We start from the raw sequence: 24,925 nt of genomic DNA, 5'->3' as shown, positions 1-24,925 counted from the left end.
GTTCAAATGGCGATTCAGCGTTTAATTGGTTTTGGGAAAAAAGAAGAGTTTAAGGAGATTTTGGCAATTTTAAGAAGGCAGAAGCCTGATAGGATAAGGGTTCTGTGAAATTTGTCGTGTACAGAGTATTTTTTTATTTTTTATTCATCATATAAATAAAATATGATAACTAATTATTACATTAGTTGACTTTTCATATATAATGGTTAAATTATATTCACCCCACCTTCATTTGTGTAATTCAAAAATAAGCTACCTCTTAGCATCCCTATAATCATAAGCACAGATAAGGTCTAAAGTATCTATACGCTGGTGCCCCATGACTGATTTCAATGCTGAAGCATTATGGAATAAATCATTTCTATTATGTTTAGCAAACAACTTGTTTCTATTCATCTTTTATTTTGCACAAACCACTATTCTACCGATTTATATTGTTAATGATTTAGGTGGTAGCTTGTCACAAGCTGGCCTTGCAATGACTCTATTTATGGCATCGGCAATTGCAATCAGACCATTTAGTGCCTTAATTATCGAAAAATTTGGCGCAAAAAAAACGCTTTATATGTCTGAAACTATGTTTTGTTTATTCTGTTTTGCTTATTTATTTGCAGACAACATGAATTTCCTCATGGCAATTCGCTTCCTACACGGAATTTGGTTCAGTATTTTAACTACGGTAACGATCCCTATTGTAAATGACTTTATTCCAGCCAAACGTAAGGGTGAAGGTATGGGATATTTTTTGATCTCAATTAATTTAGGGATTGTGCTTGGACCATTAATCGGCTTGAGTTTAATCCAACATATTTCATTTGCTGCTGTATCGGCTATTTTGACGGCTTGTGTAGTGTTGGGCTATATCTTCTGTTTCTTTATTCCACTTGCCAATAAACCTCTGTCAACTGCTTCAGTAGAAAAGAAAAAGCTCAGCATAAATGATTTTATTGAATTTAAAGCCTTGCCTATTGCATTGATGGCAATGATGGTGTCTTTCTGTTATGCCAGCATTATGTCATTTATATCAACATTTGCAGAATCGAAACACTTATTAAGCTATGCTGGGCTGTTCTTTGCTGTATTTGCCATAGCAATGATGAGCTTACGTCCCTTTACTGGTAAAATTTATGACCGTAAAGGCCCGAGTTATGTCATTTATCCTGCATTGTTATTATTTGCTGCTGGCTTATTTGTACTGAGTCAGATCGAAAGCCTCACTGGCTTTATGTTTGCTGCCGTATTAATTGGTATGGGTTTTGGTTCAGCCCAACCATGTTTACAAACAATATCTATTCAACGTTCACAAAAACACCGTATTGGTCATGCAACATCGACATATTTCACTTGTTACGATTTAGGTATCGCGATTGGTTCATTGGCACTCGGCATGGTGATTAGTGATGCGGGTTATAGCTTGGCGTACATCATTTGTGCCCTTCTCATTCTTGTGAGCTTGGTTTATTACCGTTTGGTGATTGTTAAAAAAGCAGCTACTGCATAGACCGCATATTCCATAGAATAAAAAAAGACCTAAAAATTTAGGTCTTTTTTTATTCGGATCAAGCTTCTGTATTTTCGCTCGCTTCTGCTTCTTCTTTTTTCTCTTCCACCATACTAAAGCCCTGAGCTGCATTGGCAGAGTTAATCGCACGTGTACTCTTCAATTTAATCTGTAAACGAAGTTCGTTGGTCGAATCTGCATTTCGTAATGCTTCTTCATAGGAAATTGCACCATCGTTATATAAGTCAAATAAAGCTTGGTCAAATGTTTGCATTCCCAGTTCACGTGACTTCGCCATAATTGGCTTTAACTCATGAAAATCACCTTTTAAAATGAGATCGGACACCAATGGCGTATTCAGCATAATTTCAACTGCAGCGCGTCGTCCTTTACCATCTTCAGTCCGAATTAAACGCTGTGAAATAATCGCTTTCATGTTACAAGACAAGTCCATCAACAATTGATTTCGACGTTCTTCTGGGAAAAAGTTAATAATACGGTCGAGAGTTTGATTGGCATTGTTTGAGTGTAAAGTACCTAAACAGAGATGACCGGTTTCGGCAAAGGCAATCGCATGTTCCATGGTCTCGGTATCACGAATTTCACCAATTAAAATAACATCTGGAGCCTGACGTAAGGTATTTTTCAGTGCGTTATGCCAAGAATGGCAATCCACGCCAACCTCACGGTGAGTAATCATCGACTTTTTATGTTTATGTACGTATTCAACGGGATCTTCAACCGTGATAATATGACCCGCTGAATTTTCATTTCGGTAATCAATCATAGCTGCTAATGAGGTTGATTTACCTGAGCCAGTTCCACCAACTACTAAAACAAGCCCACGTTTTTCCATAATGACATGCTTTAAAGAAGCAGGTAATTGTAACTTTTCAAAATTTGGAATTTCAGCAGTAATGGTACGGATGACCATCCCAACGTGAAGCTGTTGTTGAAATACATTGACACGAAAACGTGAAACATTCGGAACACTAATTGCAAAGTTGCATTCAAGCTCAGTCTCGAACTCTTTACGTTGCTTTTCATTCATTAAGCTATAAGCAAATAGCTTGGTTTTTTCAGCATTTAATTCTTGTTGTCCAAAGGGTTTCATTAAACCTTGATGCTTAATACTTGGTGGAAAATCCGCTGTAATAAATAAATCTGAGCCACCATATTCAACAACTTTAGTTAACATATGGAACATAAAACGACGTGCTTCTTCAAGCAGTTCAGCGGTATACATATTTCTCCCCAACGCATAGTTAATGCTTCAACTTCAAAACTGAATTATTATTTGTTTTGAATTTAATCACAGTTTATTGTGCATAAGAAAAACAAAATATACAAACCTAAATCATTGAATTAAATAATTTAATTATTTCCTAATGAGATATTTATCACACTTTTTTATTCTTCTTATTACATTGCTTAAAATTTACGTGGGTACAATGCGTATTTAAAATATTGCCCCAAGTACACATGTTTTTGAGGCATAAATTCATAATTAACTTTTAAAAGCTTTAGGCACTACGCTTTAAGCTCACAGTACGTAAATCATTGGCAATTTGCTGAATTAGAGTGGTTGTTTTATCCCAACCTAAACATCCATCAGTTACAGACTGTCCATAAGTCATATCACATGAAATTTTCTGATTTCCGTCCACCAAATGGCTTTCCAGCATTACACCACGAACATGTGTTTTTACTCTTTGAGCAACGATTGTGCGTAATACTTCGGGTTGTTTCAAAGGATCTTTATGACTATTACCATGACTACAGTCAATTACTAATGCAGGTAATTCGCCTTTGGCTTTTTCTCGGATTTTCTCGATTTCAGCCAATTGGTAATTTGGGCCAGAATTTGAACCACGTAGAATTAAATGTGCTTTAGGATTACCCACAGAGTTTAATACACATGGTAAACCACTTTGGCTCATCCCCATGAATTGATGCGAATTTGACGCCGATTGAATCGCGTCGAGTGCAATTTGGATTGAGCCATCTGTACCATTTTTGAAGCCAATGCTATACGGCATATGACTTGAAATTTCACGGTGAATTTGTGATTCACTCGTACGTGCTCCAATTGCACCCCATGCTAACAAATCATCGAAGTATGCTGTCGCCATAGGACTTAAAATTTCAGAAGCAATCGGCAAGCCTTTTTCTATAATTTGTAGGTAAAGCTCACGTGACTTTTCTAAACCAAGTTGCATATTCGATGAGCCATCTAAAGTTGGGTCATACATATAACCTTTCCAGCCTACAGTAGTACGAGGTTTTTCAATGTATGCACGCATTACGAGGAAAATCTGGTCAGAAACTTGTGCTTGGAGTTCAATTAATTTTTCAGCATATTCTAGTGCTGCGATAGGATCGTGTATTGAGCATGGTCCAGTGATAACCATGAGACGCGGATCAACGCCATTTAATATATTTTCTATGGTTGTTCTATGTTGTTCAATCTGTGCTGCTAAGTTCGCTGATAATGGGAGTTGTTTTTTCAGCTGATGCGGCAAACTTAAAATCGTTTCTGTTGACGAAATTGTAGTCGCTTGAGTTTGTTGTAAAGCAGTATTTAAAGCATTCATTGATTATTTCCTTTGGACTGTTTCTATGACAGTCCGATCTTTTATCTGAGCGTTGTGGGACTTAGGGATTGCAAGGCATTAGACATAGACTGACTAAAGTAAAACCAATAAGAGTTGCTAAAATATGAAACGTTTAATGTGTACATGTGAATTCTCCAAAAAATATATAAAAATCAAGGCATAAAAAAACCTGACCAGGGTTGCCGATCAGGTATAAACTTGGTGGGCAACCATTTCTTTGCCCGAATGCATTCAGGCAATTATCTAAATTGCCAAAAATAATACGATGCGTTAGAAGAAACTGGCTGCTTAATCATTTTGATTTCATCAAAAAAAGTTGCTTGTCTGTAATTTAAAATACGCTGTATTCATTACTTTGACAATAGCTTTTTAAAAAATATTTACATTCAATCTCCAATATTTACAGCTTTAAAACACTCTATTCAATTCGAAAAAAATTGATTAAAAAAACAACTTTCGCTAAAATTTGAAAATGTGTCAGTCAAATTATGACTTTCCCTTTCTGTCCCATTCGAGTATCTGCCAATGAAGTAAGTCCTGTTTTTCTCATCATTAATTTTTCCATTTTTATGATGTGCAAACACATGACGAATAGCTTCATCACACTTTGAATCCTTCGAGTTATTTTCTTATTTTTATAAAAATTAGTTATTGTTTTTGCACACTTTTTTATCGCAATGTGCACGTATGACGCAATCCGCATGTATTGTGAGTAAGCTCAGTTTAGAGTTTTCATCAAAAACATTATTCAAAAATCTTCAATTGAATCTAGCTAAACAACAGTTATCCGCTTGTATTGGGCGCAATGGTTTAGGTAAATCTTTAATTCTACAAATTTTACATTTTCAAAGTGTCCATGATATTCCCTATGAAGGAGAAGTTTCATGGCAAATGCCGCATGCTTATCTATCTCAATTTTCAAGGCTTCAAGCCGATACCATTGCAAATGCATTAGGTGTAGACCCGTTATACCAAGCTTTTCAGCGTATTGAATCTGGTATCGGTCGTTTTGAAGATTTTGAAATGACTGAACATCAATGGCATTTACCGCTACTGTGGCAACAACAGTTATTAAAAGCAAATCTTCCGACACAATTAGATTACCCAATTTCATGCCTAAGTGAAGGTCAAAAGACCAAATTAGCGCTCTGTGCCCTTTTTTTGAAAACTGATCACTATTTACTCCTTGATGAGCCCAGTAATCATCTAGATTATGCATCACGTCTATGGTTAATTGATTGTTTAAAAGCACATTCTTCAGGTGCATTAATCGTTACTCATGACAGAGCATTACTACAACATGCAGCTCATATTTACGCGCTCAATGAGCATGGTATGTCAAGCTTTTGTGGCAGCTATACTGATTATACTCAACAACTTAACCTACAAAATTCGGCTCTTGAACGTCATGTTCTACAACAAAAGCGTGATTTAAAACAATTGAAAAGACAACAGCATGAAATAAAAGTTAAAACACAAAAAAGAGTGCAACAAGGACAACAACTTCGTTGCTCAAAATCTCAAGCTAAAGTGCTACTCGACTTTAAAAAAGAGCAGGCAGGCCAAAGCTTATCTACCATTCAAACTCAGCAAAAAAAGCAACTAGAGGAAAAGAAATCGCGAATTTTAAACACTCAAAAGCAGCTCGAGCAGTTCAAAAATCAGCAATTTTACTTAAATCATCATGCAAGTAAATCAGGTGAAATTTTAAGAGTAAATAATTTCAAGCTGCCACAAACCAAACATAAGCCTATTCATTTTGGACTAATGTCGGGTGAAAAAATCCATTTACGAGGCAGCAATGGAATTGGTAAATCAAGATTTTTAAGTTTTTTAAATCAATATAATGCACAATTGAATTCAGATATTTATTTATGTGTCAGCACACTTTTTTTAGATCAAAATTTTAGTCAGCTAAAGTCCGAATTGAGCGTTTTAGACAATTTGGCAAAGTTCAATCCTAAAATTTCTTCAACAGAATGGCGAAATCAGCTCGGTCAACTCAGAATTCGGGGAGATAAATCAGAACTTCCAATCCAATGTTTAAGCGGTGGTGAGCGATTAAAAGTAGCTTTACTGGGTTTAAGTTTTTATCCCGTAAATATTGAGTTATTGCTTTTAGATGAACCAGAAAATCATTTAGATATTGAATCTAGAGACCTATTGGCGAATGCTATCAAAAACTATTCAGGTGCTGTCATTTTGGTTTCGCATGATGCTGAATTTGTTCAGGCTTGTGGAATTCAAAACTATGTTGAAATTGAAGATTCAAAAGAATAGCTCTTACGCTATTCTTCATCAGATACATAAGTAATAAAAATACCGAGTATGTACAACACACTCGGTTTAACTAAAAATAGATCTATCTTATTTAGATAAATTTAGATGAATGATGCAATTTATACATTCATGCTTTGATGCCTATAAACCTATTTTATTTAATAATTGATTTTTCAGGCTCTGTTGAAACTTGGTTGAACGTTCTTTAAGTTCCGAACGCCAATCATTTGGTAACGAACACTTAGCGAGTTTTACCCAAACGCTTGCGAACTGTTTCATAAAACTTGCCTCATTATAATGGATACCGTATTCCGCGCAGAGTGCTTTAATCTTAGGTGCAGCTTCAGCATAACGATTTGCAGGCATATCCGGAAACAAATGGTGTTCAATCTGATGGCTTAAGTTACCACTTAGAATATGCAGCCATTGTGTTCCGCTAAAGTTACTTGAACCACGGATCTGACGTAAATACCATTCTGCACGAGTTTCATTGTCAATATTGTCCATTTCAAAATTTTCAGCATCTTCAGTAAAATGACCATTAAATATGACTGCTGAAGCCCACAAGCTACGAATGACATTCGCTACTGCATTGCCAGCAAACACAGGAATCGCATTCGGCCCTGCAATCAATGGAAAAAATACATAATCTTTCACGACTTGGCGTTTAATTTTTTGACGTACATCCGTCGCATCTTTCCAGACCTCCTTCCATGTTTTGGTCTTATAGATCAGGACATCCTCTAAATGTAAGCGTTGAATGCCGACGTACCATTCAAAAAACACCATCAGTTGTATTGCAAGTGGAATATTAAATAGAAAACGCGGCTCCCATTTTTGCGCTTCACTCACACGTACAAGCCCATAGCCCACATCATGATCCATTCCGACTATATTGGTATAAGTGTGATGTACATAGTTGTGGGTGTATTTCCAATCTTGACCTGTCGCAATGGTATCCCAGTCATAATTCGCGCCACTTAAACTTGGGTCATTTAGCCAGTCAAACTGACCATGCATTACATTGTGACCCAGCTCCATATTTTCTACAATTTTAGACACACCGAGTAAGCCAGTCCCGAATAGCCACACAGGTGGAATCCAACCACCGAACATCAACATGCTGCGCGAGGCAATTTCACTATAACGTACAAAGTTTCGTATTTTATAAATATAGGCTGCGTCTTTTTCACCAACACTGTCCATAATGTCACGGCGGATTTGCTCGACTTTTGCGCCAAATTCTTCCACTTGCTCAGATGATAGATAACGTGATTTGCTATTTTGATGCACGCTGTGATCTATATGTTTCACTGGCTGATTCATGGTATTTCCCCTGTTTCTTTTAATTCTTCGTTATTGATTTAGAGCTGAATACGTACTGGACTGATTGCCTGAGAAATACACAGTTTAATTTGTGTATTGTTGGCATGATCAATCTCACCTGTAAGCAAGTTTTTAACTGAACCTTGCTGTTTGGTACACGAACAAGTATTACAAATACCCATACGACAACCATGCGCGGGTTTTAGTCCCGCACGTTCTGCACTTTCTAGTAGATTGCCTGTAGCCATGAAGTCTTGTTGCGCCAAGCTAAAGGTCACAGCTTGCGCTTCCACAGTTTCATCAACTTGCAGTTGGAAAAATTCAGTTTTTAGTTGATTGAGCAAACCCTGTTCCGCATAAATTTGCTGAATACTTTGCATCATTGCATTTGCACCACATGCATAAGTCTCACGCTCAACATAGTTAGGAACCATATGCTGTAGTAGTTCTTTGCTTAAATGCATCGGGGTCTTTAATGTATTAACTGCATGAAAATTTAAATTTTTACTTTTTTCAATTAAAGCTTTGATTTGGCTGTAATAAGCATCATCACGGCTAAAATATATAAGATCGACAATACGGTTTTGTGAAGCCAACTGCTTTAATAAAGCAAAAATAGAAGTTATGCCACTGCCAGATGCCAGTAGTAAAACAGGTTGATCAAGAGTTGAAGTCAAAGCAAAATCACCTTGGGGCTGTGATAATTCCACGATGTCGCCCTGTCTAAGTTGGCTTAATACATTCGAAACCTTACCTTGCTTTTTGACTGCTATAACCACATGACCTTGAGGATTGATTTCCACAATACTGTAACTACGTTGGTGACGTACGCCAGCATGTACAACGGTAACCAGAACGCATTGGCCTGGAATATACTGTTGAGCATTGAAATTGTGGTTGGGTTGAAAACTCAGCTCATAAAATTCTTGCCCTATTTGACGCTGCGTCACTAACTGTGCTTTTACTTTTTTATATGCCCAGATTGCATCAAACTTTTCTGCGATAAAATCAATAAAATCTTCCCGGATCCATTCTGGTTTATAGTTCATTGTTGTCATATTTACCTTGCCCAATGTTTTAATATGCATTTGTTCATTAATTTAGGGTTACATTAAATTTTGACAGCCAAGCTCTCCATGTGAATATAGGACAAAAATTATCATTTGGCATTTTTCATCATTTTTTGTCTAACAATGTGTAACTTTATGCAAGTTCCATTTTTTTCTCATACTTTTCATTCATATAAAAAACTAGGCCTCAGCCTAGTCTTTTCATACAAAAGATGATTAATTTGTACTTACATTTTTATAGAACAAATTATCTAAAATTTAATCTTCAAAATGTACAACTGAACGAATAGATTTACCTTCATGCATCAGGTCAAAAGCTTCGTTAATTTTGTCTAGTCCCATAGTATGAGTTACAAATGGTTCTAATTTAATGTCACCATTCATTGCCTCTTCAACCATACCAGGCAATTGTGAACGACCTTTCACACCACCAAATGCAGTTCCTTTCCATGTACGACCTGTTACAAGTTGGAATGGGCGAGTCGAAATTTCCTGACCTGCACCCGCTACGCCAATGATGACAGATTGTCCCCAACCACGATGCGCACATTCGAGCGCAGAACGCATTACATTTGTATTGCCAATACATTCAAAGGAATGATCTACACCCCAACCTGTCATCTCAACAATAACTTCTTGTACAGGACGATCCTGGTCTTTTGGATTAACAAAGTCGGTAGCACCAAACTCTTCAGCCAATTTGAATTTTTCTGGGTTGGTATCTACTGCAATAATACGACCGGCTTTAGCTTTTTTCGCACCTTGAACCACAGCCAAGCCAATACCACCTAAGCCAAATACAGCAACTGAGTCACCTTCTTGTACCTTAGCTGTATTTTTTACTGCGCCTAAACCTGTAGTTACGCCGCAGCCTAATAAGCAGACATGTTCATGATTTGCTTCAGGGTTAATTTTCGCTAAAGAAACTTCGGCTACAACGGTATATTCAGAGAAAGTTGAACAACCCATATAATGGTAAATTGGTTGACCATTATAAGAAAAACGTGTCGTACCATCTGGCATTAAACCTTTACCTTGTGTCGCACGAACAGAGACACACAGGTTGGTCTTACCAGATTTACAGAATAAACATTCGCCACATTCTGCAGTGTACAAAGGAATAACGTGATCGCCCGGCTGCACAGAAGTTACACCTTCACCTACTTCAACCACAACACCTGCGCCTTCGTGGCCCAATACTGCTGGGAAAACACCTTCAGGATCATCACCTGATAATGTAAATGCATCGGTATGACACACACCGGTGTGGCTAATTTTAACCAATACTTCACCAGCTTTCGGCGGTGCAACGTCAATTTCAACAATTTCTAATGGCTGACCTGGACCAAAAGCTACGGCTGCACGTGATTTCATGTCTAAAACTTCCTGTAGAGCTGATATTAACAGATGAGCTACAGTAACCTCTTTTTAAGCATGGATACAACCTTAAAACATGATGTTATGATGATTTTATAATGATTTTATAACCTTAAAATAATGATGCAGATACGAGCAATTCATGGTGTATTCGGTTTGGGACTTACGTTCAGCATAATGACGGGATGCACTTTGCCACCTAATCAAGCTAAACCAGAGAATACCATTCAACCACATGCCAAAAATTGGATTGGAAGCCAAATTCAAAATGATCGGATTGAACAAGGCTTAACAGCTTATTTAGCATTAGACGATGCATTCCTGAGCATTGCATCGCGCTTGCACTTAATTCGTAATGCACAACACTCGCTCGACCTTCAATATTACATTTGGGAAAACGATTCCATTGGGCATTTAATGCTAAGGGAATTACTTCAAGCCGCTGACCGTGGCGTTAAAGTTCGCTTGTTAATTGATGATCAAAATGGCACAAAGCTTGACGACACCCTAAAGGTACTCGCATTACATCCCAATATTTCTATTAAATTATTCAATCCATATAAATTTCGACATTTACGTGTCATTGATTACGCTTTTCGGTTGAAACATATCAATCACCGCATGCATAACAAATTAATTGTTGCAGATGGTTTTGTCGCAGTAATCGGTGGACGAAATATCAGCAACGAATATTTTGACGCCAGTGAAAGTTTTCAATTTACTGATCTAGATATCCTGTTTTTAGGTAAAGTCGTTCAAGAAGCAAATTCATCTTTTCATCAATTTTGGAATGATGAACTAAGTTTTTCTGTAGAACAGCTCATTGGTAGTGGCCAAAAGCAAGACCTAGAAAGACTTAAATTGAAATACGTTGATGATGCTCAAAATATTAATCCTGATGAAAAACGCATTGAATACGCGCAGCAAGAATTGGCTGATAAATTAAAACTCAGACCTATTAATTGGGCCAAAGCTCATTTTGTAGCAGATACACCCAATAAGATACGTGGTGAAGCTAAATCTGAAGAACTGATCTATACACAATTTTTTAAATTAATGGGTCAACCCAAAGAACGCTTAGAATTGGTTTCGGCCTATTTTGTTCCAACACAAAAAGGTACAGACTATTTAACCAGTCTTCCAAAGAAAAATGTCAAAGTGAGAGTTTTGACGAATTCATTTTTGGCTAATGACGTGGCTTTGGTTCATGCATTTTATAAAAATTATCGTCAAGATTTGCTAAAAAGTGGTGTCAAACTATATGAGTTTAAACCCTATATCGAGCGTACAAGACGCACGTGGTATGAAGTAATGACAGGTAATATTATTCCTGCCAAGGGTAAAAATACCTCTAGTTTACACGCCAAATTTTTTGATATAGATGGCATGGTATTTATCGGCTCATTCAACTTTGATCCACGTTCTGCAAATTTAAATACCGAAGTTGGTTTAGTGATTCAATCTGATAAATTACAAGATGAAATTTCCAAGTCACTGGATCATTATTTACCGCAAATAGCTTACGAATTAAAATTAGATCAAAATGGTCAAATCAACTGGTTAGACCATAAATCAGATGGCAGTATCACTACTTATACACATGATCCGGAAACAACAAAATTTCAACGTTTTAGTATGAAAGCAGTTTCATACCTTCCAATTGAATGGATGATGTAATTGCATTTAAATTACAAATTATTTCTCTATTCAATTTTGGACAGAAAAAAGACATAAACCTTGTCGTTCTAAGGCTATTTTAACTGAGTTGTAGCCCGCTGTTTTTAAGCAGTGTAAATGTTCATTTTGTGACATATAAAGATGATTATTTTGCATAGCATGTTGAGCATATAAATGATCACAGACCAAATATATACTTTTTTCATGCATTAAATTTTGCTTGATAGCAGCATGGAAATGGCTTGCATGTTGCTTATGTCTTAGCTCATGTAAAGCTTGATGAATAATGATGACATCAAACTTATTCGCCATTACACCTGTCCAGCTAGATTGTTTAAAATCTCCAAGGATAAATGTACATTGATGATTTCCAATTTGAATATGTTTTTGACTTTCTTGTTCATTGTCTGAAAAACAATAATGCTCTATATCTTTTAACACTATATTACTTTTAGTAAGTAACTTCTTTATTGATAGGTTATGCATCGCTTTAGAAAAATCAAAAGCGGTATATTGCATATTTGCACAATGATTTAATAAGTATTCAGCTAAATAGCCGGGTCCAGAGCCGAGTTCTAATACACGTAAAACTTGACCGGCTGAAAGCTTATTAATTAAACAAGCATAATATTCAAAAAAAGCATAACGCCAGGGACGTTTAATATTAACTTCATTTGCCCACTGTTCTGCATCTTTTTTATTCCTTAAATCAATAGGACTGGGTACATCCTGAATTATATTTGTCATTTTAAAAATTTGATTAATTAGTATTGATTGCTTATTTATACAAAATAAAGATCAATCACTGCAAAGGTTTTACTCACTGTTTACGATGCTTTAACATTCACGCTTTATTTTTTGTATATCTCCCAAACATTTTCTCATGCAATTTTTTGATTTGAGTCGTCAGTTTAATTTAAGTGACATTTTGACACCATTTACCACCCTTAATGAATTAGGTGGACAAGATTGGTTTTTAGCGAAAGTTCGTGTCGAATACGATTGCCTCAATGACAATGATAACCTTGAAGGCCAAGCTGTTTTAAAATCGAGCCAAAATATTCAAATTGAACTTGAATGGTTGATACAAGACACAGGGCATGAACTTCAGCTCTTGTTTAAAGGTATTGAAACCGCAGCCAATGAAGAAACCTTAGTTATGGTAAAAGGTGCTCAAATTGTTGATGAGGCAAATCAAAAAATTTCAGCACAAGCCTTGAGCCTGTGGATTGATGGCACCTTATTGGCTTTACTTCCTAATCTTCGTAAAGACATTAAAGCGCGATTAAATTTGTGGGACTATGTTGAATATGATGGTTAGTGCATCGAAGGCTTAGTCAAAACATCTTTTCAGGTGCAATTGCTGTTTGCTTAATCATGTCGTGTAAATATGCTAACGCGCGTTTAATGCGCCGTATAAATTTCAATAATCAGAGCATATCCAAGTCTTTAAAGAGTACCGCATAAGCTTGCGCTTTCTTTTCCACAGCCAGCGGATAAGCTCTAGAGGATGACGGCATTCGATACAAACGCATGTCACGTCCATGAAATGTAGTTTGTGTTGAATGTCCAATTTCAGGTTTTTGAGTCCCTTCAGGCATGGACAGCATTAAAGTATCTGTAGCTTTGTCACCTGTGGTCATCATGCTATGACACTTTGGCATTTTATCGAGCAATACAGTTAGATCTGTGGGCGTATGAATTTTGAGAAATTTATCAGAAGCATTGCCTTTTAAGCGGATAACTTCATAAGCGGTGTCAAAAATTGCAATGCCTTTTTCATTTAGAAATTCACGAATCAGTTGCTCTCTAAACGTTTTATTTTCAACATCCAAAAAAAAGAATTTATCGTTAAAAAAGCATAGGCCAAAAATTTTCCACATGTCATTTTGAAAGTTTGGATAGTAAAAATCCATTTTCCAACGCGTTTTCGGTGGTGGAAAACTGCCTAGCATCAATAATTTTGCGTTTGATGGTAAAAATGGCTCAAGCGGATGTCTTTCAATTTGGCCTTCTCTTTGTCCCATGTCCTGTTCCAATTCACTTAAACGTGTTTGGCTCAATGTCTCTTTTTGCTCTGACATATTTTATTAACTCAAATGAGGTGACTCGCATTACACAAATTTTCTAAATGTTGCTATGCGTTTTAATGATCGCGACTATTTTTTCAGCCCAAAGCTGATAAATTTCTTTGCTGGGATGGAAACCATCACGCGCCATACTTAAGTTTTTTTCACGGTATTCATTTAGATCATATTGAATCAACTGCATATTTTTTTGTGTAGCAATATATTTAGCTAAAAGTTCATTCATTTGAGCAGAATATTGACCAAATAACCAAGACAATGGAAATGGTAAAGCAGGAAATTCATTCATTGGCGGAACACCCGAAGCAATGATGAGTTTTGGCTGAAAGTTCTGCTGAATTTTTTGATATAACTCTTTTTGTTTTTTAATCCAAGTTTTGGGTTGTTGCAAACTGGTCACATCATTTACCCCGACAGAACTAATCACAATATCAAACTGTCGCGATTCCACGCGCTCAAGGGACTGGTATATTTGTTTTGTCGTATGTCCTGTTGTTGCTTCTAGACAAAATTCAATAATGAAGTAAGGCGATAATAAGGTTAATAGCTGACCGAGTAAGGCATCCGCTTGTGCAACCACACCAACCCCTGCAGCAGCAGAATCACCTAAGATTAAGAGGGAAAGTGTTGGTCGACCTTGCCCATATATACCACAGCGCTCGCCATCAGGTTCAGGCAAACGAGGCGTTTTTTGCTTGACGATATAGCCTTGAACTATCAAAGCGGGTAAAAGTAACAAGGTGGAAGCTTTCAGAAACATAGCTGTGATCTAAAATATTTAAAGTCTATATTAATGATATTTCTTAACTTATGTATTGGCTTGCATGCCAGAAAGCTTAATATATAAACAGATCAAGTCAATTATCCAAAACATTTAGCTGGAATTCAAGAATAAGAATCATTATTATTTATACAAATATCTTAGCCATAAATCTATAATGTCAAAATTTCCAATATCTCCGCTTTCTTGTTTTATTTTTACAACGTCTTTAGCTTTATTGAGTACAGCCACAATAGCACAAACACCTAAACCATTGCCAATACCGTCTTTAAATCAAAATAATGTCGTGGTAGATCAAACTGAACTCAATCACTCACCTATAAAGACGCAATTGGAATATGCTGCACCATGTGAAGCAATAAGCCCTGAGAGTAAGTTATTAACGCAATTACAAAAGCAAATTGAAATAAATCCAAGTAAAAATAAAGAAATTTTAGATAAATTTTGGGCAAAAATTGATAAAAGTGGTACGCCTATTATTGAAACATTAAATGATCAACAAAGTCGTATTATTTTTCTATGGAAAGGTGCAAAACATAATGTTCGTCTTATTGGTGGTCCGAGTAACGATCATGAATGGTTAACACGGATGCCAAAGAGCGATGTTTGGTTTAAGGAGTCAATTATCGATAATCGTTATATTGGTAGTTATAGCTTTGCTGTCGATTTACCTAATCTTGAAGGCTATCTGTCAAATTACTGCCCTCATTTGAATCCTAATTTAAAAGAATCTCGCAGCCAACGTCGTACTGTCATACAAGTTCAACGAATAGATCCTTTCAATAATAACGCTTATTTGGCAAAAAATAACAATTCAGGTTTACGGAATGAAAATTTAGTGGCTTTAAAACTTGCGCCTAAATTTATTAATCCTAAAAAATATCCTGACGTTGCCCAACCCAGTCTAATAAAGCATCAACTTGAAAGTAAGCTACTCAATAATGTACGTACGATTAGCATTTATCAATCCAAAGCTAAGCTAAACCAAGATTACATCACAGCGATTTTCTTTGATGGTCAACACTATAATGAACTTCTAAATGTACCAAAAGCATTAGATATATTGGTTGAGCAAGGTAAATTACCACCGATACAAGCGATTTTTGTCTCACCTCCTAATGAGCAAATCCGTCCCAAAGAACTAACACCAAATAAAGAATTTTCTGCATTTTTTAATCAAGAGCTGATGCCCTGGATTAAAAAAAATGCACCACAAACGGTAAACGCCAATAAGACTGTATTACTTGGCTCAAGTTTAGGTGGATTAAGTTCTGCATACTTAGCCCTTGAAAACCCTAATATGATTAGTCACGTTGTTCCATTGTCGGGATCATTCTGGTGGCAAGCTGAAAATTCAGACCTACCCAATGGTATGAGTAAAATTATTCGTGAAAAAAACCTACATAGTCCGCAACATTGGTTTATTACTGCAAATAGTTATGAAACCTCACGCAACAATAATGAGCTGAGCATTTTAGAGACATCACCTGTAGTCGCAGAGGATTTAAAACAAAAAGGTCATGATGTGACCTATAAATCATATATCGGCGGTCATTCCTATGCTGTTTGGCAGGTGGCCATTCAAGATGCTTTACAGCATTTCGACTCTAAGTCGTTATAAGAAAATAAATGAACTAATTTATTTTAGCTGAAGTAAATTAGTTCATTTAATACTGAACTTTCTACTAATTAATTTTTGACAGTGTACCCATTGGAGTTTATGTTAATTATTTGATGCTTAACGGATTTCAAGGTTGAGCCTCTAATATTGACCGTTATCTTGGTATTTCATAATGATAAAATCATTTTCTTTATGTGCCGTTCTGCTTGTGGCGAGTGCAGATGTCCTAGCTTTAACGCCGATTGAACTAAAGCAAGTGAATAACGTCATTCAAATATTCAAAAAAAAATAACCGCGCACAAATTATTGCTCAAATTGATTATCCACTTGAACGTCCCGAACCGATTTCAACAATCAAAAATTCGGCTGAAATGTCGACACGTTTTGAACAAGTTTTTATCAAGCCCTTATCGATAAAATTGCCAACTCGAAATCAGCTCAATGGAGTAATGCCGGTTGGCGCGGAATTATGTTAGACGATGGCACAGTCTGGTTAAATGGCGGTAAAATTTTTGCGTTAAATTATAGTACTGAACTTGAAAAAAAATTGTTGAAACAATTAATTCAACAACAAAAGAGTGAGTTGTACTTTAGCTTAAAGCAATTTAAGTCTCCTGAAATTCGTTTTAAAACTGATGATTATTTAGTTCGAATTGATGAAATGCCGAATGGTCAATTTCGTTGCGCATCATGGGAAGCGGATAAAAAGATGTGTTCAAAGCCTGAGCTTGTACTCAAAAAAGGAAAAATTGAATTTAGTGGCAGCAGTGGAAACCATACATATATTTTCAAATCTGGCCCATACATTTATTCAGTCGATCGAATCTTTATGGGTGCCGATGAAACACCTGAAGTGATTTTGACTGTTGAAAAATCAGGTAAGGAAATACTGCAACAAGCAGGAAAGCTTTTTCATTAAACATATTCATTAAGCATAAAAAATGCCCTCACTATGAGAGCATTTTATAAATAGGCTATGCGTCTTGGCTTAATTCCATCTATTGGTACGTTTAAACGTACCAATATCATTAAAACGAACACCTACTTCCCGCATTACTTTATGCGCCGTTTTAGAGGTTAAGTGACGGACATAAAATGGTTCTTTCACAACAAAATGATGAATTGCATGAGTTGAGCCAAAGTTAAAACAAAATAATTGAAATGGAAATAACCACCAAGGATTTAATACTTGTGTTTGTTTAATGACATCTCGTGGATCAATGTCACCATAGTAATGCATATTTGAACTGATAAACTGTAAGCAGAATGAGCGAATAAAGTTAGGAATAATCCATATTACTGCCAAAAAGTTTATCGTTGGCATTGCCTTAACTAAAGCTACTGACCAATTAATACTCTGCCCAAGCAAAGGTGCAACGCCATTGACCAAATGATAAATGACGAACACATACCATAAACCATAATAGATAAAACTTAATGGAATAAACCCTGTCAGTTGTTCAATAACTGCTTTTTTACGTTCATTTTCAGGTTGTTTTTCTTTAAATTGCGCCATCATTTTTAACATTTGAAAAGGACGAATATATACAGACATTAATTGGTCACTAATCACCAAAAGGCGGCGTAAGCCCCATGGCATACCATTACTAATTCCGCGTTCTTCTAAATCGTATTCTGAACCGGAAAGTTTATGATGATTTAAATGTAAACGGCGACGTGCCCACGGGCTAATTGTATTTGGACGAGCTAACCACACCAAAGCCAACATTAAATGATGCGCCCAAGGTGTTTTTTTTAAATACATATAGTGAATTAGGTCGTGTTCAAGCTCATGTGTCAGCGAAGCAAAAATAGCAACCAAAATAACACATGCCCATGCTGGTAAGAAACCAATAGCATAAGCCCAAGAACATGCAGCCATTCCCACTAAGGCAAAAACTAAAATTGCTGCACCGATAAAATTTTGATGTTTTAAAATCGGATACTGCTTACGTAAATCTTCTCCTGCTTGCGTCACAACAGTTCTTACTTTTTCAATACGCTGCTGATCAGTCATTTCTGAAGAAAAAGACATAGAACAAACCTATAATTCATGAACAGTTGTACATTAAAGCAAATTAAAAAAAAGGAAATCGCTATTGAAGATTTCCTGACTCATCTGCTTATTTAATCTACAAATCATTTATTTTCATAGATTTAATACATGGTGAACTGAGTAAATACTCAATTTATAAAAACCTATATGCGTTTAAAATTATTTAGTGTCTGCAAAGAAAATTCTTAGTGTGAATACACGATTTACAATGTATAAATCTATTTGTGTTGAATGGTAGAAAATGAATTTAAAAAAAGCCCCAAATGGAGCTTTTTATTTGAATCAAGAATATAGAGCTTTCTTAATCTGTTAACCCAATTTATTGACAATTCGTAATGGCAGCACTTTCATTGCAAGACCAAGAGGCAACCATGGCCATTTAGGTACATAGGCTTTTACTGGTTCTTTATCAATTTCAGCCGCAAGTAAACGTGATCCTGTCTTTTCATCGACTTCGAAAGGAAGTTTCTTCGCACCTTCATTAATTTCAGTACGGATATAACCAGGGAAAATTGTGGTCACTTTAATAGGTGTATCAATTAATTCAGCACGAATACCTTCAGCCAATGCAGCAACGCCTGCCTTACTTGCGCCATAGGCAGTTAAATGTTTTGGCATGCCACGCATAGCACTCATGGATGAAATAACCACTAAATGGCCTGAATTTTGTGCACGAAATATTTCAACAGCAGCTTCACATTGCGCCAATGCAGAAATAAAGTTGGTTTCTACAGTTGAACGGTTTATTTCAAAGTTACCTTTACCAATACGACGACCTTCCCCTACACCCGCATTCACAATAACGCGATCTAAAGTGCCAAAATCATCTTTAAATGCACGGAACACTTCAAAAACTTGCTCGTAATTGGTCACGTCTAAAGTCTTTGCAATGACTTTAACACCATATTTGCTTTCAAGTTCTTGCTTTAAAGTTTCTAAACGCTCTAAACGACGTGCACAAATTGCTAAGTTATAGCCTTTTTGTGCAAATTCACGCGCCATACCTGCGCCAATACCTGAACTTGCACCGGTAATTAATACTGTTTTTGCCATGTTTAAATTCCTATAACTTTTCTGTTCTTTTACGACAAAGGATTTACTTCATATCCATGTAAGTAAATTTGGATTTTCAGCTTTAATAAAGTGATGTTCATTCAAGCTGAGTAGTTGTGGCTCATTTCCAACTAAACGCAACGTAGTCATGCTTGTATTTGCAATCGCCCAATTTAAGGCAAAAGTTTTTTCTGGGCTTAAACCTAAAATTTTGCCTGCTGCGACAGAAATCACACCACCAGAGGTAAATACGACTGCATAACGCGGTTTCGTTTTTGCCAATTCATCACACAGGTTTTGCAAAGCCGTTTCAACACGGTTTTTAAAGGTTGGCCATGATTCTTCATATTCATGGTGATATTCACCACCTGTCCAACGCTCAATTGCACCTTCAAAGATTTTTGCTAAGTACGCACGCGGATTGGCTTCTTTTGCGACATCTTGCTTGAGTAAATGCGGCTCATTAAACCTAGGTTCATATTGAGCAAAGACCTGCTGATGATTAAACTCATTCCACGCATTGTCCGTCACGACATCAGCTTCTGGAAAACATTCTGTCAAAGCCAAAGTCGCTGTTTGTTGATGGCGCTGCATAGATCCTGCTACGACATAAGGCGCTTCTTTTAGAATGTCATCAAAATAACGTCCTAAAACTTGCGCCTGTAATTCACCATTGGGAGAAAGCTTGTCATAGCTTTCTGCACCAAATGAAGCCTGCCCATGTCGGATTAGATAAATGGTGGTCATTTCCCTAAAATTTCCTTCATTTTATCAATGTACTTTTGCGCCACTTCATTGGCTTCGATTTTTTGTAAGCCAATTAGTTTGAGTGCACGAATATGTAAGGCATGAATAACAATCCAAAAGTCTTTAAATGCTGGATTATTGGTTTGTTTATGATAGAAGCGGTAATAAATTTGTTGTGCAATAACAGCTAAACGGAAGATGCCAAACACTTCATAAAATGCCCAGTTATCCGTTTGAATGCCTGTTTTTTCTAAATAATAGTCCACCACTTCTTTTCGCGTGAACATACCTTTTAAATTTGTTGGTTGGCGGCGTGTCGCTTTAAATATCGCATTATCCGAATCTTCAACCCAATAAGCCAATGCAGAACCTAAATCCATGAGTGGATCACCCAACGTCGCCATTTCCCAATCCAATACACCAATAACTTCAGTTGGTTTTTCAGGGTTTAAGATGACATTATCAAAACGCCAATCGTTATGAATCACACAAGTTTTACTGTCTTCAGGAATATTATCTTTCAGCCATTTACGTACATATTTAAATGAAGGCACGTTAATGGTCTTCGCTTTTTCATAACGTACATCCCAGCCCTCTACTTGGCGACGGCAATAACCCTCACCCTTGCCAAGTTTTTCGAGACTTGTGCCTTCATACGGGACTTGATGTAGCTCAATTAATTTATCAATGACGTTGATGCACAATTCACGTACTTGCGTTTCATTGAAATTTAGCTCTTTAGGTAAATTTGCACGTGGAATAATCCCTTCTACTCGTTTCATGACATAGAAGTCGCAACCAATGATTGATTCATCCTGACAGAGTGCAACCATTTCTGGTAATACGGGATAAAACTCCGACAATGCCTTTTGCACGTTATATTCACGTGCCATGTCATGTGCAGATTTGGCTTTAGTTCCTTTTGGCGGGCGACGCAAGATTAAATCAGCATTTTCATATTTTAAACGATACGTCCAGTTTGAAGCACCGCCTGAATATTGTGTTACTTCTACAGGCCCAGAAATTTCTTCACCGTGTTCTATCAGCCAATTTCCTACGGCACGTACATCAAGTTCTTCACCATCACGAACTGAACCACCTACATCAATTACTGACATGCTGCTCTTCCTAAACCCTAATCTTAGTATATATCTTTTACTATAAAGCGTTGCTTTTGGTGCCCTACAGCTATGTTATTGCTTTATTTTTATAACATGGCTTGTATATTCAAACCATGCTATGTCTCACATTTACTTTATTTTTTGCGGCGTGAACTGTAACCACGTTTTGCTAGCTCTAGCTTCGCTATCATACCTTTGTGCACTTCATCTGGCCCATCTGCCAAGCGTAGTGAACGTGCTTGAGCAAAGAATCCTGTCAATGGCGTGTCACGGGATACACCTGCACCACCATGAATTTGTATTGCCATATCGACTACTTTTTCTAATACACTTGGTGCAACGACTTTAATGGCCGAAATTTCTGTCAAAGCTGCCATATTGCCCATGGTATCCATTTTATAAGCAGCATATAAGGTCAATAAACGGGCCTGGTCAATCGCAACACGCGCTTCTGCAACACGTTCCAAATTTCCACCCAATTTTAAAATTTCTTTACCAAAAGCAGTGCGGGTCATACCACGATCAATCATGATTTCTAATGATTTTTCAGCAGCACCAATGCAACGCATACAATGATGGATTCGGCCTGGCCCTAAGCGACCTTGCGCAATTTCAAAACCTTGACCTGCACCGCCAATAAAATTGGATACGGGTACACGGACATTATTAAAGCTAATTTCACCATGGCCATGTGGCGCATCGTAATCACCAAATACCGGCAACATTCGTTCGATTTTAACTCCTGCCGTTTCAACTGGTACCAAAACCATAGAATGCTGGTGATGACGGTCTTTGTTTTCGTCTGGCGTATGTGCCATAAAAATAATAATTTTTGCGTTTGGATCGCCTAAACCTGATGACCACCATTTACGGCCATTTAGAACAATTTCATCGCCTTCTACAACTGCTGTTGCTTCCATATTGGTTGCATCACTTGAAGCTACAGCAGGCTCTGTCATACAAAAAACAGAACGAATTTTTCCTTCAAGCAGAGGCGTTAACCATTGCTGTTTTTGCTCGTCTGTACCGTAGCGCCAAATAACTTCCATATTGCCGCTATCAGGTGCATTACAGTTAAATACTGTAGGTGCTAACAAGCTGCGTCCAGACAATTCGGCAATATGGGCATATTCCTGAACAGATAAGCCTTGTCCTAATTTTTCACAAGGTAAAAACATATTCCAAAGATTTGACTCTTTGGCTTTTTGTTTAAGTACTTCTAGTTGCGCTGGCCACTGCCATTTCGTCCAATCACCACCTTGATTCAGCTCATGTACTTCAGCCCAAAATTCCGTTTCAATCGGTTCAATTTCGTCCTTAATGAATTTCTTAGTTCTTTCAATATAGTCTTGTGCACGTGCTGAAAGTTCAAACATGGCATCATCCCTCAAAATATTCTGTTCTTTGATCTTTACAACACCATAACCTGAAATCTAATATGAACAAAATGATTTAATCCCATATTTAAATATGAATACAATTCATAAAAAATCTATCATCGATATGAGTCTATTTCACCGAATCGATATCAATTTGTATCCACTTTTTGTGGCTATTTATGAGCAACGAAGTATTTCTAAAGCTGCACAAATTCTATGTATTACCCAATCAGCAGCAAGTCACGCACTACAACGCTTAAGACAACATTTACAGGATGATTTATTTGTGCGTGCAGGTGCAAAAATGTTGCCTACGCCATTCGCAGAACAAATTTATCCTGTGATTAAAAATGCTTTGATTGCGATTCAAAGCATATCGATGCAAAAACAACAGTTTGATCCAACCATGGTACAAACCTTAAAAATTGCAGTGCACGATGAAATTGAACCTATTATTTTTCCAAGACTCGTACACCATTTTCAAAAAAGCCAATTAGACATTCAGTTTTTAAGTCTTAAACTTGACCGTAAAACAATAGTCGCGGACCTAGCTGCGCAGCAAATAGATTTTGTTATTGATCTAGAACAAAATTTTGGCGACAAAGTCGCTTTTCAAAAATTGGTTACAGACGAGTTTGTGGTATGTAGTCAACATACACAAATGGATGAGCAGTGTTACTTTTCATGCCCTCACATTGGTGTTTCCTCACGTCGTACAGGTGTGTTGGTGGAGGATATTTATTTAAAGCGTAAAAAACTTTCACGGCAAATTTTCTTACGCTGCCAGCACTATTCAACTGCGCTACAAATTTTGACTGAACAACCCAATGCTATTTTAACGATTCCAAAGAATATTCTGACACATTTACAAGTTGCAGATAGTTTGAAGATTTTTAATGTTCCTGTTGAACTGCCTAAAATTAATATGGGGATGTATTGGCATATAGATCTGGAAGATAATTTTAGACATTCCTTTTTGCGAAGCGAAATTTCTAAAATTTTCGCTTAGGCTATTTCGATAAGGAAACTTTATTTGCTTAGGCTATTACGAGCTATTGATTAAAACTTTATACAATTTTAAAACTCGATTTATGCAATGAATATTTGTCTAATTTAAGATCAAGCTCTTGTTCTATAAGGGTTTGAAATACTGTTTGTTGTTTTATTCAACAGTTTAAAAACTGATTTTCTTTTAAAATAACTTACTTATTTTTTAAAATATGTATTTGTACATATTGCTGCTTTATGTTGTCTAATCTCCCTGCTAGTTGGTTACTCGCACTCGGTGCAATTCTCTGCCTTATTACCCTCTATATCGTCTATAAAGTCTCAGTTTTTTTGAATGATTTTTTTAGACCATTTAAAAAAGGCAAATCTTATCTTTGCCGCGTATCTAGTATTAGTGATGGCGATACACTCACCTGCTATCGAATGAATTTGCGTCGTTCTGAAACTAAACTACGGTTTGCTTATGTTGATGCACCTGAGTCCTCTCAAGCTTATGGTAAAGAATCAGCAAGGCTAATCAAATCTATGGTTTATAAAAAATTTGTACGTGTACAAATTACGGATGTAGACCGTTATGGTCGCTGTGTTGGTGTGATTTACCGTTATCGTAGAAGTATGAATGAAGAAATGGTAAAACGTGGCGCCGCATGGGTTTATGAGGAATATATTCGCGATAAAAATCATTTAAAACACATGATGGCTTTACAAGACAAAGCGCGTAAGCAAAAAAAGGGTTTATGGAAAGCTAGCCGCCCTATGCGTCCAAAAGAATATCGTAAACTGCAAAAATAAAAAAATTACGCAAGGACGGCTGAATATTTAAAGTCGTCCTTATTTTTAAAACCTAGTTATTAAAATCTTGCTATTAAATTTTAAATAAAAATTGACCAATTATGGTTTTTCCTTAAAATACGCTTGCTGCATAAACATTATGAATTAAATAAAAAATAAAATATTGGATACAAAAATGACAGAACTCAGTACAAGTGATTTAAATCCTTTTCCATCTTCAAATCAATATCAAACAGCGACGAGTAAAGCCGATCATCCTTTATCACCTGAAGGACGTTTTGGTCGCCTGTCTTATTTAGCTTGGTTATTAGAGGTGGTCCCACTTGTTTGAACAACTAAAAGCTTATTTATAAGTGATATTCTGCTCTAGTTAAGCTACCTTATTTTGTTGTGGTAGCTGGTCATAGTAAAACTCATCTGGAGTCATTTTGTCC

At 36.6% G+C, this 24,925-nt stretch carries 22 protein-coding genes; 9 read left to right on the top strand and 13 right to left on the bottom strand.

The genetic code is table 11. From position 1 onward, the window contains the following. The first annotated feature begins 319 nt into the window (after nt 1–319). Nucleotides 320–1,501, top strand: a complete 1,182-nt coding sequence (locus FTV09_RS12610) for an MFS transporter (protein ID WP_180058514.1) — start codon at nt 320–322, stop codon at nt 1,499–1,501. A 58-nt stretch (nt 1,502–1,559) separates the two neighbouring features. Here FTV09_RS12610 and FTV09_RS12605 read toward each other — a convergent pair whose 3' ends face one another. Then, nucleotides 1,560–2,747: a PilT/PilU family type 4a pilus ATPase gene (locus tag FTV09_RS12605; RefSeq protein WP_180058513.1), complete on the bottom strand. Its 1,188-nt coding sequence runs from the start codon at nt 2,745–2,747 to the stop codon at nt 1,560–1,562. 277 nt (nt 2,748–3,024) lie between these two features. Further along, entirely contained in the window at nt 3,025–4,095 is a 1,071-nt protein-coding gene (locus tag FTV09_RS12600) for a 3-deoxy-7-phosphoheptulonate synthase (protein ID WP_180058512.1), read from the bottom strand. A gap of 708 nt (nt 4,096–4,803) precedes the next feature. On the opposite strand from FTV09_RS12600, the gene FTV09_RS12595 reads away from it, so the two are divergent. Beyond that, nucleotides 4,804–6,396: an ATP-binding cassette domain-containing protein gene (locus FTV09_RS12595; RefSeq protein ID WP_180058511.1), complete on the top strand. Its 1,593-nt coding sequence runs from the start codon at nt 4,804–4,806 to the stop codon at nt 6,394–6,396. Between the two features lie 141 nt (nt 6,397–6,537). Here FTV09_RS12595 and FTV09_RS12590 read toward each other — a convergent pair whose 3' ends face one another. From FTV09_RS12590 to FTV09_RS12580, 3 genes are all read right to left on the bottom strand, one after another. Next, on the bottom strand, nt 6,538–7,722 hold the full coding sequence (locus tag FTV09_RS12590) for an acyl-CoA desaturase (protein ID WP_180058510.1): 1,185 nt from the start codon (nt 7,720–7,722) through the stop codon (nt 6,538–6,540). A 38-nt stretch (nt 7,723–7,760) separates the two neighbouring features. Then, nucleotides 7,761–8,780, bottom strand: a complete 1,020-nt coding sequence (locus tag FTV09_RS12585; RefSeq protein ID WP_218950177.1) for a flavin reductase family protein — start codon at nt 8,778–8,780, stop codon at nt 7,761–7,763. Nucleotides 8,781–9,050: 270 nt separating this feature from the next. Continuing rightward, nucleotides 9,051–10,166, bottom strand: coding sequence for an S-(hydroxymethyl)glutathione dehydrogenase/class III alcohol dehydrogenase (locus FTV09_RS12580; protein ID WP_180058509.1), 1,116 nt, complete (start codon nt 10,164–10,166; stop codon nt 9,051–9,053). Between the two features lie 126 nt (nt 10,167–10,292). Here FTV09_RS12580 and FTV09_RS12575 point away from each other — a divergent pair, with 126 nt between their 5' ends. Then, on the top strand, nt 10,293–11,846 hold the full coding sequence (locus tag FTV09_RS12575) for a phospholipase D family protein (protein WP_218950178.1): 1,554 nt from the start codon (nt 10,293–10,295) through the stop codon (nt 11,844–11,846). Between the two features lie 30 nt (nt 11,847–11,876). Here the strand turns inward: FTV09_RS12575 and FTV09_RS12570 are convergent, their stop codons facing one another. After that, nucleotides 11,877–12,593 carry a class I SAM-dependent methyltransferase gene (locus FTV09_RS12570; protein ID WP_180058507.1) on the bottom strand — a complete coding sequence of 239 codons (717 nt, stop codon included), beginning with the start codon at nt 12,591–12,593 and terminating at the stop codon, nt 11,877–11,879. A 136-nt stretch (nt 12,594–12,729) separates the two neighbouring features. Between FTV09_RS12570 and FTV09_RS12565 the strand changes: the two genes are divergently transcribed. Continuing rightward, the gene (locus FTV09_RS12565) at nt 12,730–13,167 is read left to right on the top strand and encodes a hypothetical protein (RefSeq protein WP_180058506.1); all 438 of its coding nucleotides are present in this window, start codon (nt 12,730–12,732) and stop codon (nt 13,165–13,167) included. A gap of 109 nt (nt 13,168–13,276) precedes the next feature. Here FTV09_RS12565 and FTV09_RS12560 read toward each other — a convergent pair whose 3' ends face one another. Both FTV09_RS12560 and FTV09_RS12555 read right to left on the bottom strand, forming a co-directional pair. Continuing rightward, on the bottom strand, nt 13,277–13,873 hold the full coding sequence (locus FTV09_RS12560; protein WP_180058515.1) for a uracil-DNA glycosylase family protein: 597 nt from the start codon (nt 13,871–13,873) through the stop codon (nt 13,277–13,279). 100 nt (nt 13,874–13,973) lie between these two features. Continuing rightward, on the bottom strand, nt 13,974–14,693 hold the full coding sequence (locus FTV09_RS12555; RefSeq protein ID WP_180058505.1) for an SGNH/GDSL hydrolase family protein: 720 nt from the start codon (nt 14,691–14,693) through the stop codon (nt 13,974–13,976). Between the two features lie 178 nt (nt 14,694–14,871). Here FTV09_RS12555 and FTV09_RS12550 point away from each other — a divergent pair, with 178 nt between their 5' ends. Together FTV09_RS12550 and FTV09_RS12545 are read left to right on the top strand one after the other, a co-directional pair. Further along, nucleotides 14,872–16,335 carry an alpha/beta hydrolase-fold protein gene (locus tag FTV09_RS12550; RefSeq protein ID WP_180058504.1) on the top strand — a complete coding sequence of 488 codons (1,464 nt, stop codon included), beginning with the start codon at nt 14,872–14,874 and terminating at the stop codon, nt 16,333–16,335. A 469-nt stretch (nt 16,336–16,804) separates the two neighbouring features. Then, the gene (locus tag FTV09_RS12545) at nt 16,805–17,254 is read left to right on the top strand and encodes a hypothetical protein (protein ID WP_180058503.1); all 450 of its coding nucleotides are present in this window, start codon (nt 16,805–16,807) and stop codon (nt 17,252–17,254) included. A 69-nt stretch (nt 17,255–17,323) separates the two neighbouring features. On the opposite strand, the gene FTV09_RS12540 is transcribed toward FTV09_RS12545, so the two are convergent. From FTV09_RS12540 to FTV09_RS12520, 5 genes are all read right to left on the bottom strand, one after another. Further along, nucleotides 17,324–18,370 carry a fatty acid desaturase gene (locus tag FTV09_RS12540; protein ID WP_180058502.1) on the bottom strand — a complete coding sequence of 349 codons (1,047 nt, stop codon included), beginning with the start codon at nt 18,368–18,370 and terminating at the stop codon, nt 17,324–17,326. A 330-nt stretch (nt 18,371–18,700) separates the two neighbouring features. Beyond that, complete coding sequence (locus tag FTV09_RS12535) at nt 18,701–19,444, bottom strand: SDR family oxidoreductase (RefSeq protein ID WP_180058501.1); 744 nt, start codon at nt 19,442–19,444, stop codon at nt 18,701–18,703. A 48-nt stretch (nt 19,445–19,492) separates the two neighbouring features. Continuing rightward, on the bottom strand, nt 19,493–20,191 hold the full coding sequence (locus tag FTV09_RS12530; protein WP_180058500.1) for a histidine phosphatase family protein: 699 nt from the start codon (nt 20,189–20,191) through the stop codon (nt 19,493–19,495). Continuing rightward, on the bottom strand, nt 20,188–21,309 hold the full coding sequence (locus tag FTV09_RS12525) for a phosphotransferase family protein (protein WP_180058499.1): 1,122 nt from the start codon (nt 21,307–21,309) through the stop codon (nt 20,188–20,190). The genes FTV09_RS12530 and FTV09_RS12525 overlap by 4 nt, the downstream gene beginning before the upstream one ends. 137 nt (nt 21,310–21,446) lie before the next feature. After that, nucleotides 21,447–22,688 carry an acyl-CoA dehydrogenase family protein gene (locus FTV09_RS12520; protein WP_180058498.1) on the bottom strand — a complete coding sequence of 414 codons (1,242 nt, stop codon included), beginning with the start codon at nt 22,686–22,688 and terminating at the stop codon, nt 21,447–21,449. Between the two features lie 94 nt (nt 22,689–22,782). Between FTV09_RS12520 and FTV09_RS12515 the strand changes: the two genes are divergently transcribed. The 3 genes from FTV09_RS12515 to FTV09_RS12505 all read left to right on the top strand — a co-directional run bounded on the left by FTV09_RS12515 (nt 22,783) and on the right by FTV09_RS12505 (nt 24,822). Further along, complete coding sequence (locus FTV09_RS12515) at nt 22,783–23,700, top strand: LysR family transcriptional regulator (RefSeq protein WP_180058497.1); 918 nt, start codon at nt 22,783–22,785, stop codon at nt 23,698–23,700. A gap of 236 nt (nt 23,701–23,936) precedes the next feature. After that, nucleotides 23,937–24,491, top strand: a complete 555-nt coding sequence (locus FTV09_RS12510) for a thermonuclease family protein (protein WP_180058496.1) — start codon at nt 23,937–23,939, stop codon at nt 24,489–24,491. Between the two features lie 175 nt (nt 24,492–24,666). Further along, on the top strand, nt 24,667–24,822 hold the full coding sequence (locus FTV09_RS12505) for a hypothetical protein (RefSeq protein WP_180058495.1): 156 nt from the start codon (nt 24,667–24,669) through the stop codon (nt 24,820–24,822). Nucleotides 24,823–24,925 lie beyond the last annotated feature (103 nt).

It is taken from the genome of Acinetobacter sp. YH12227 (assembly GCF_013417785.1).
Lineage (GTDB): Bacteria > Pseudomonadota > Gammaproteobacteria > Pseudomonadales > Moraxellaceae > Acinetobacter > Acinetobacter gandensis.
Note: the sequence above shows the minus strand (reverse complement) of the source record. Positions and strands in the feature narration are given on the sequence as shown.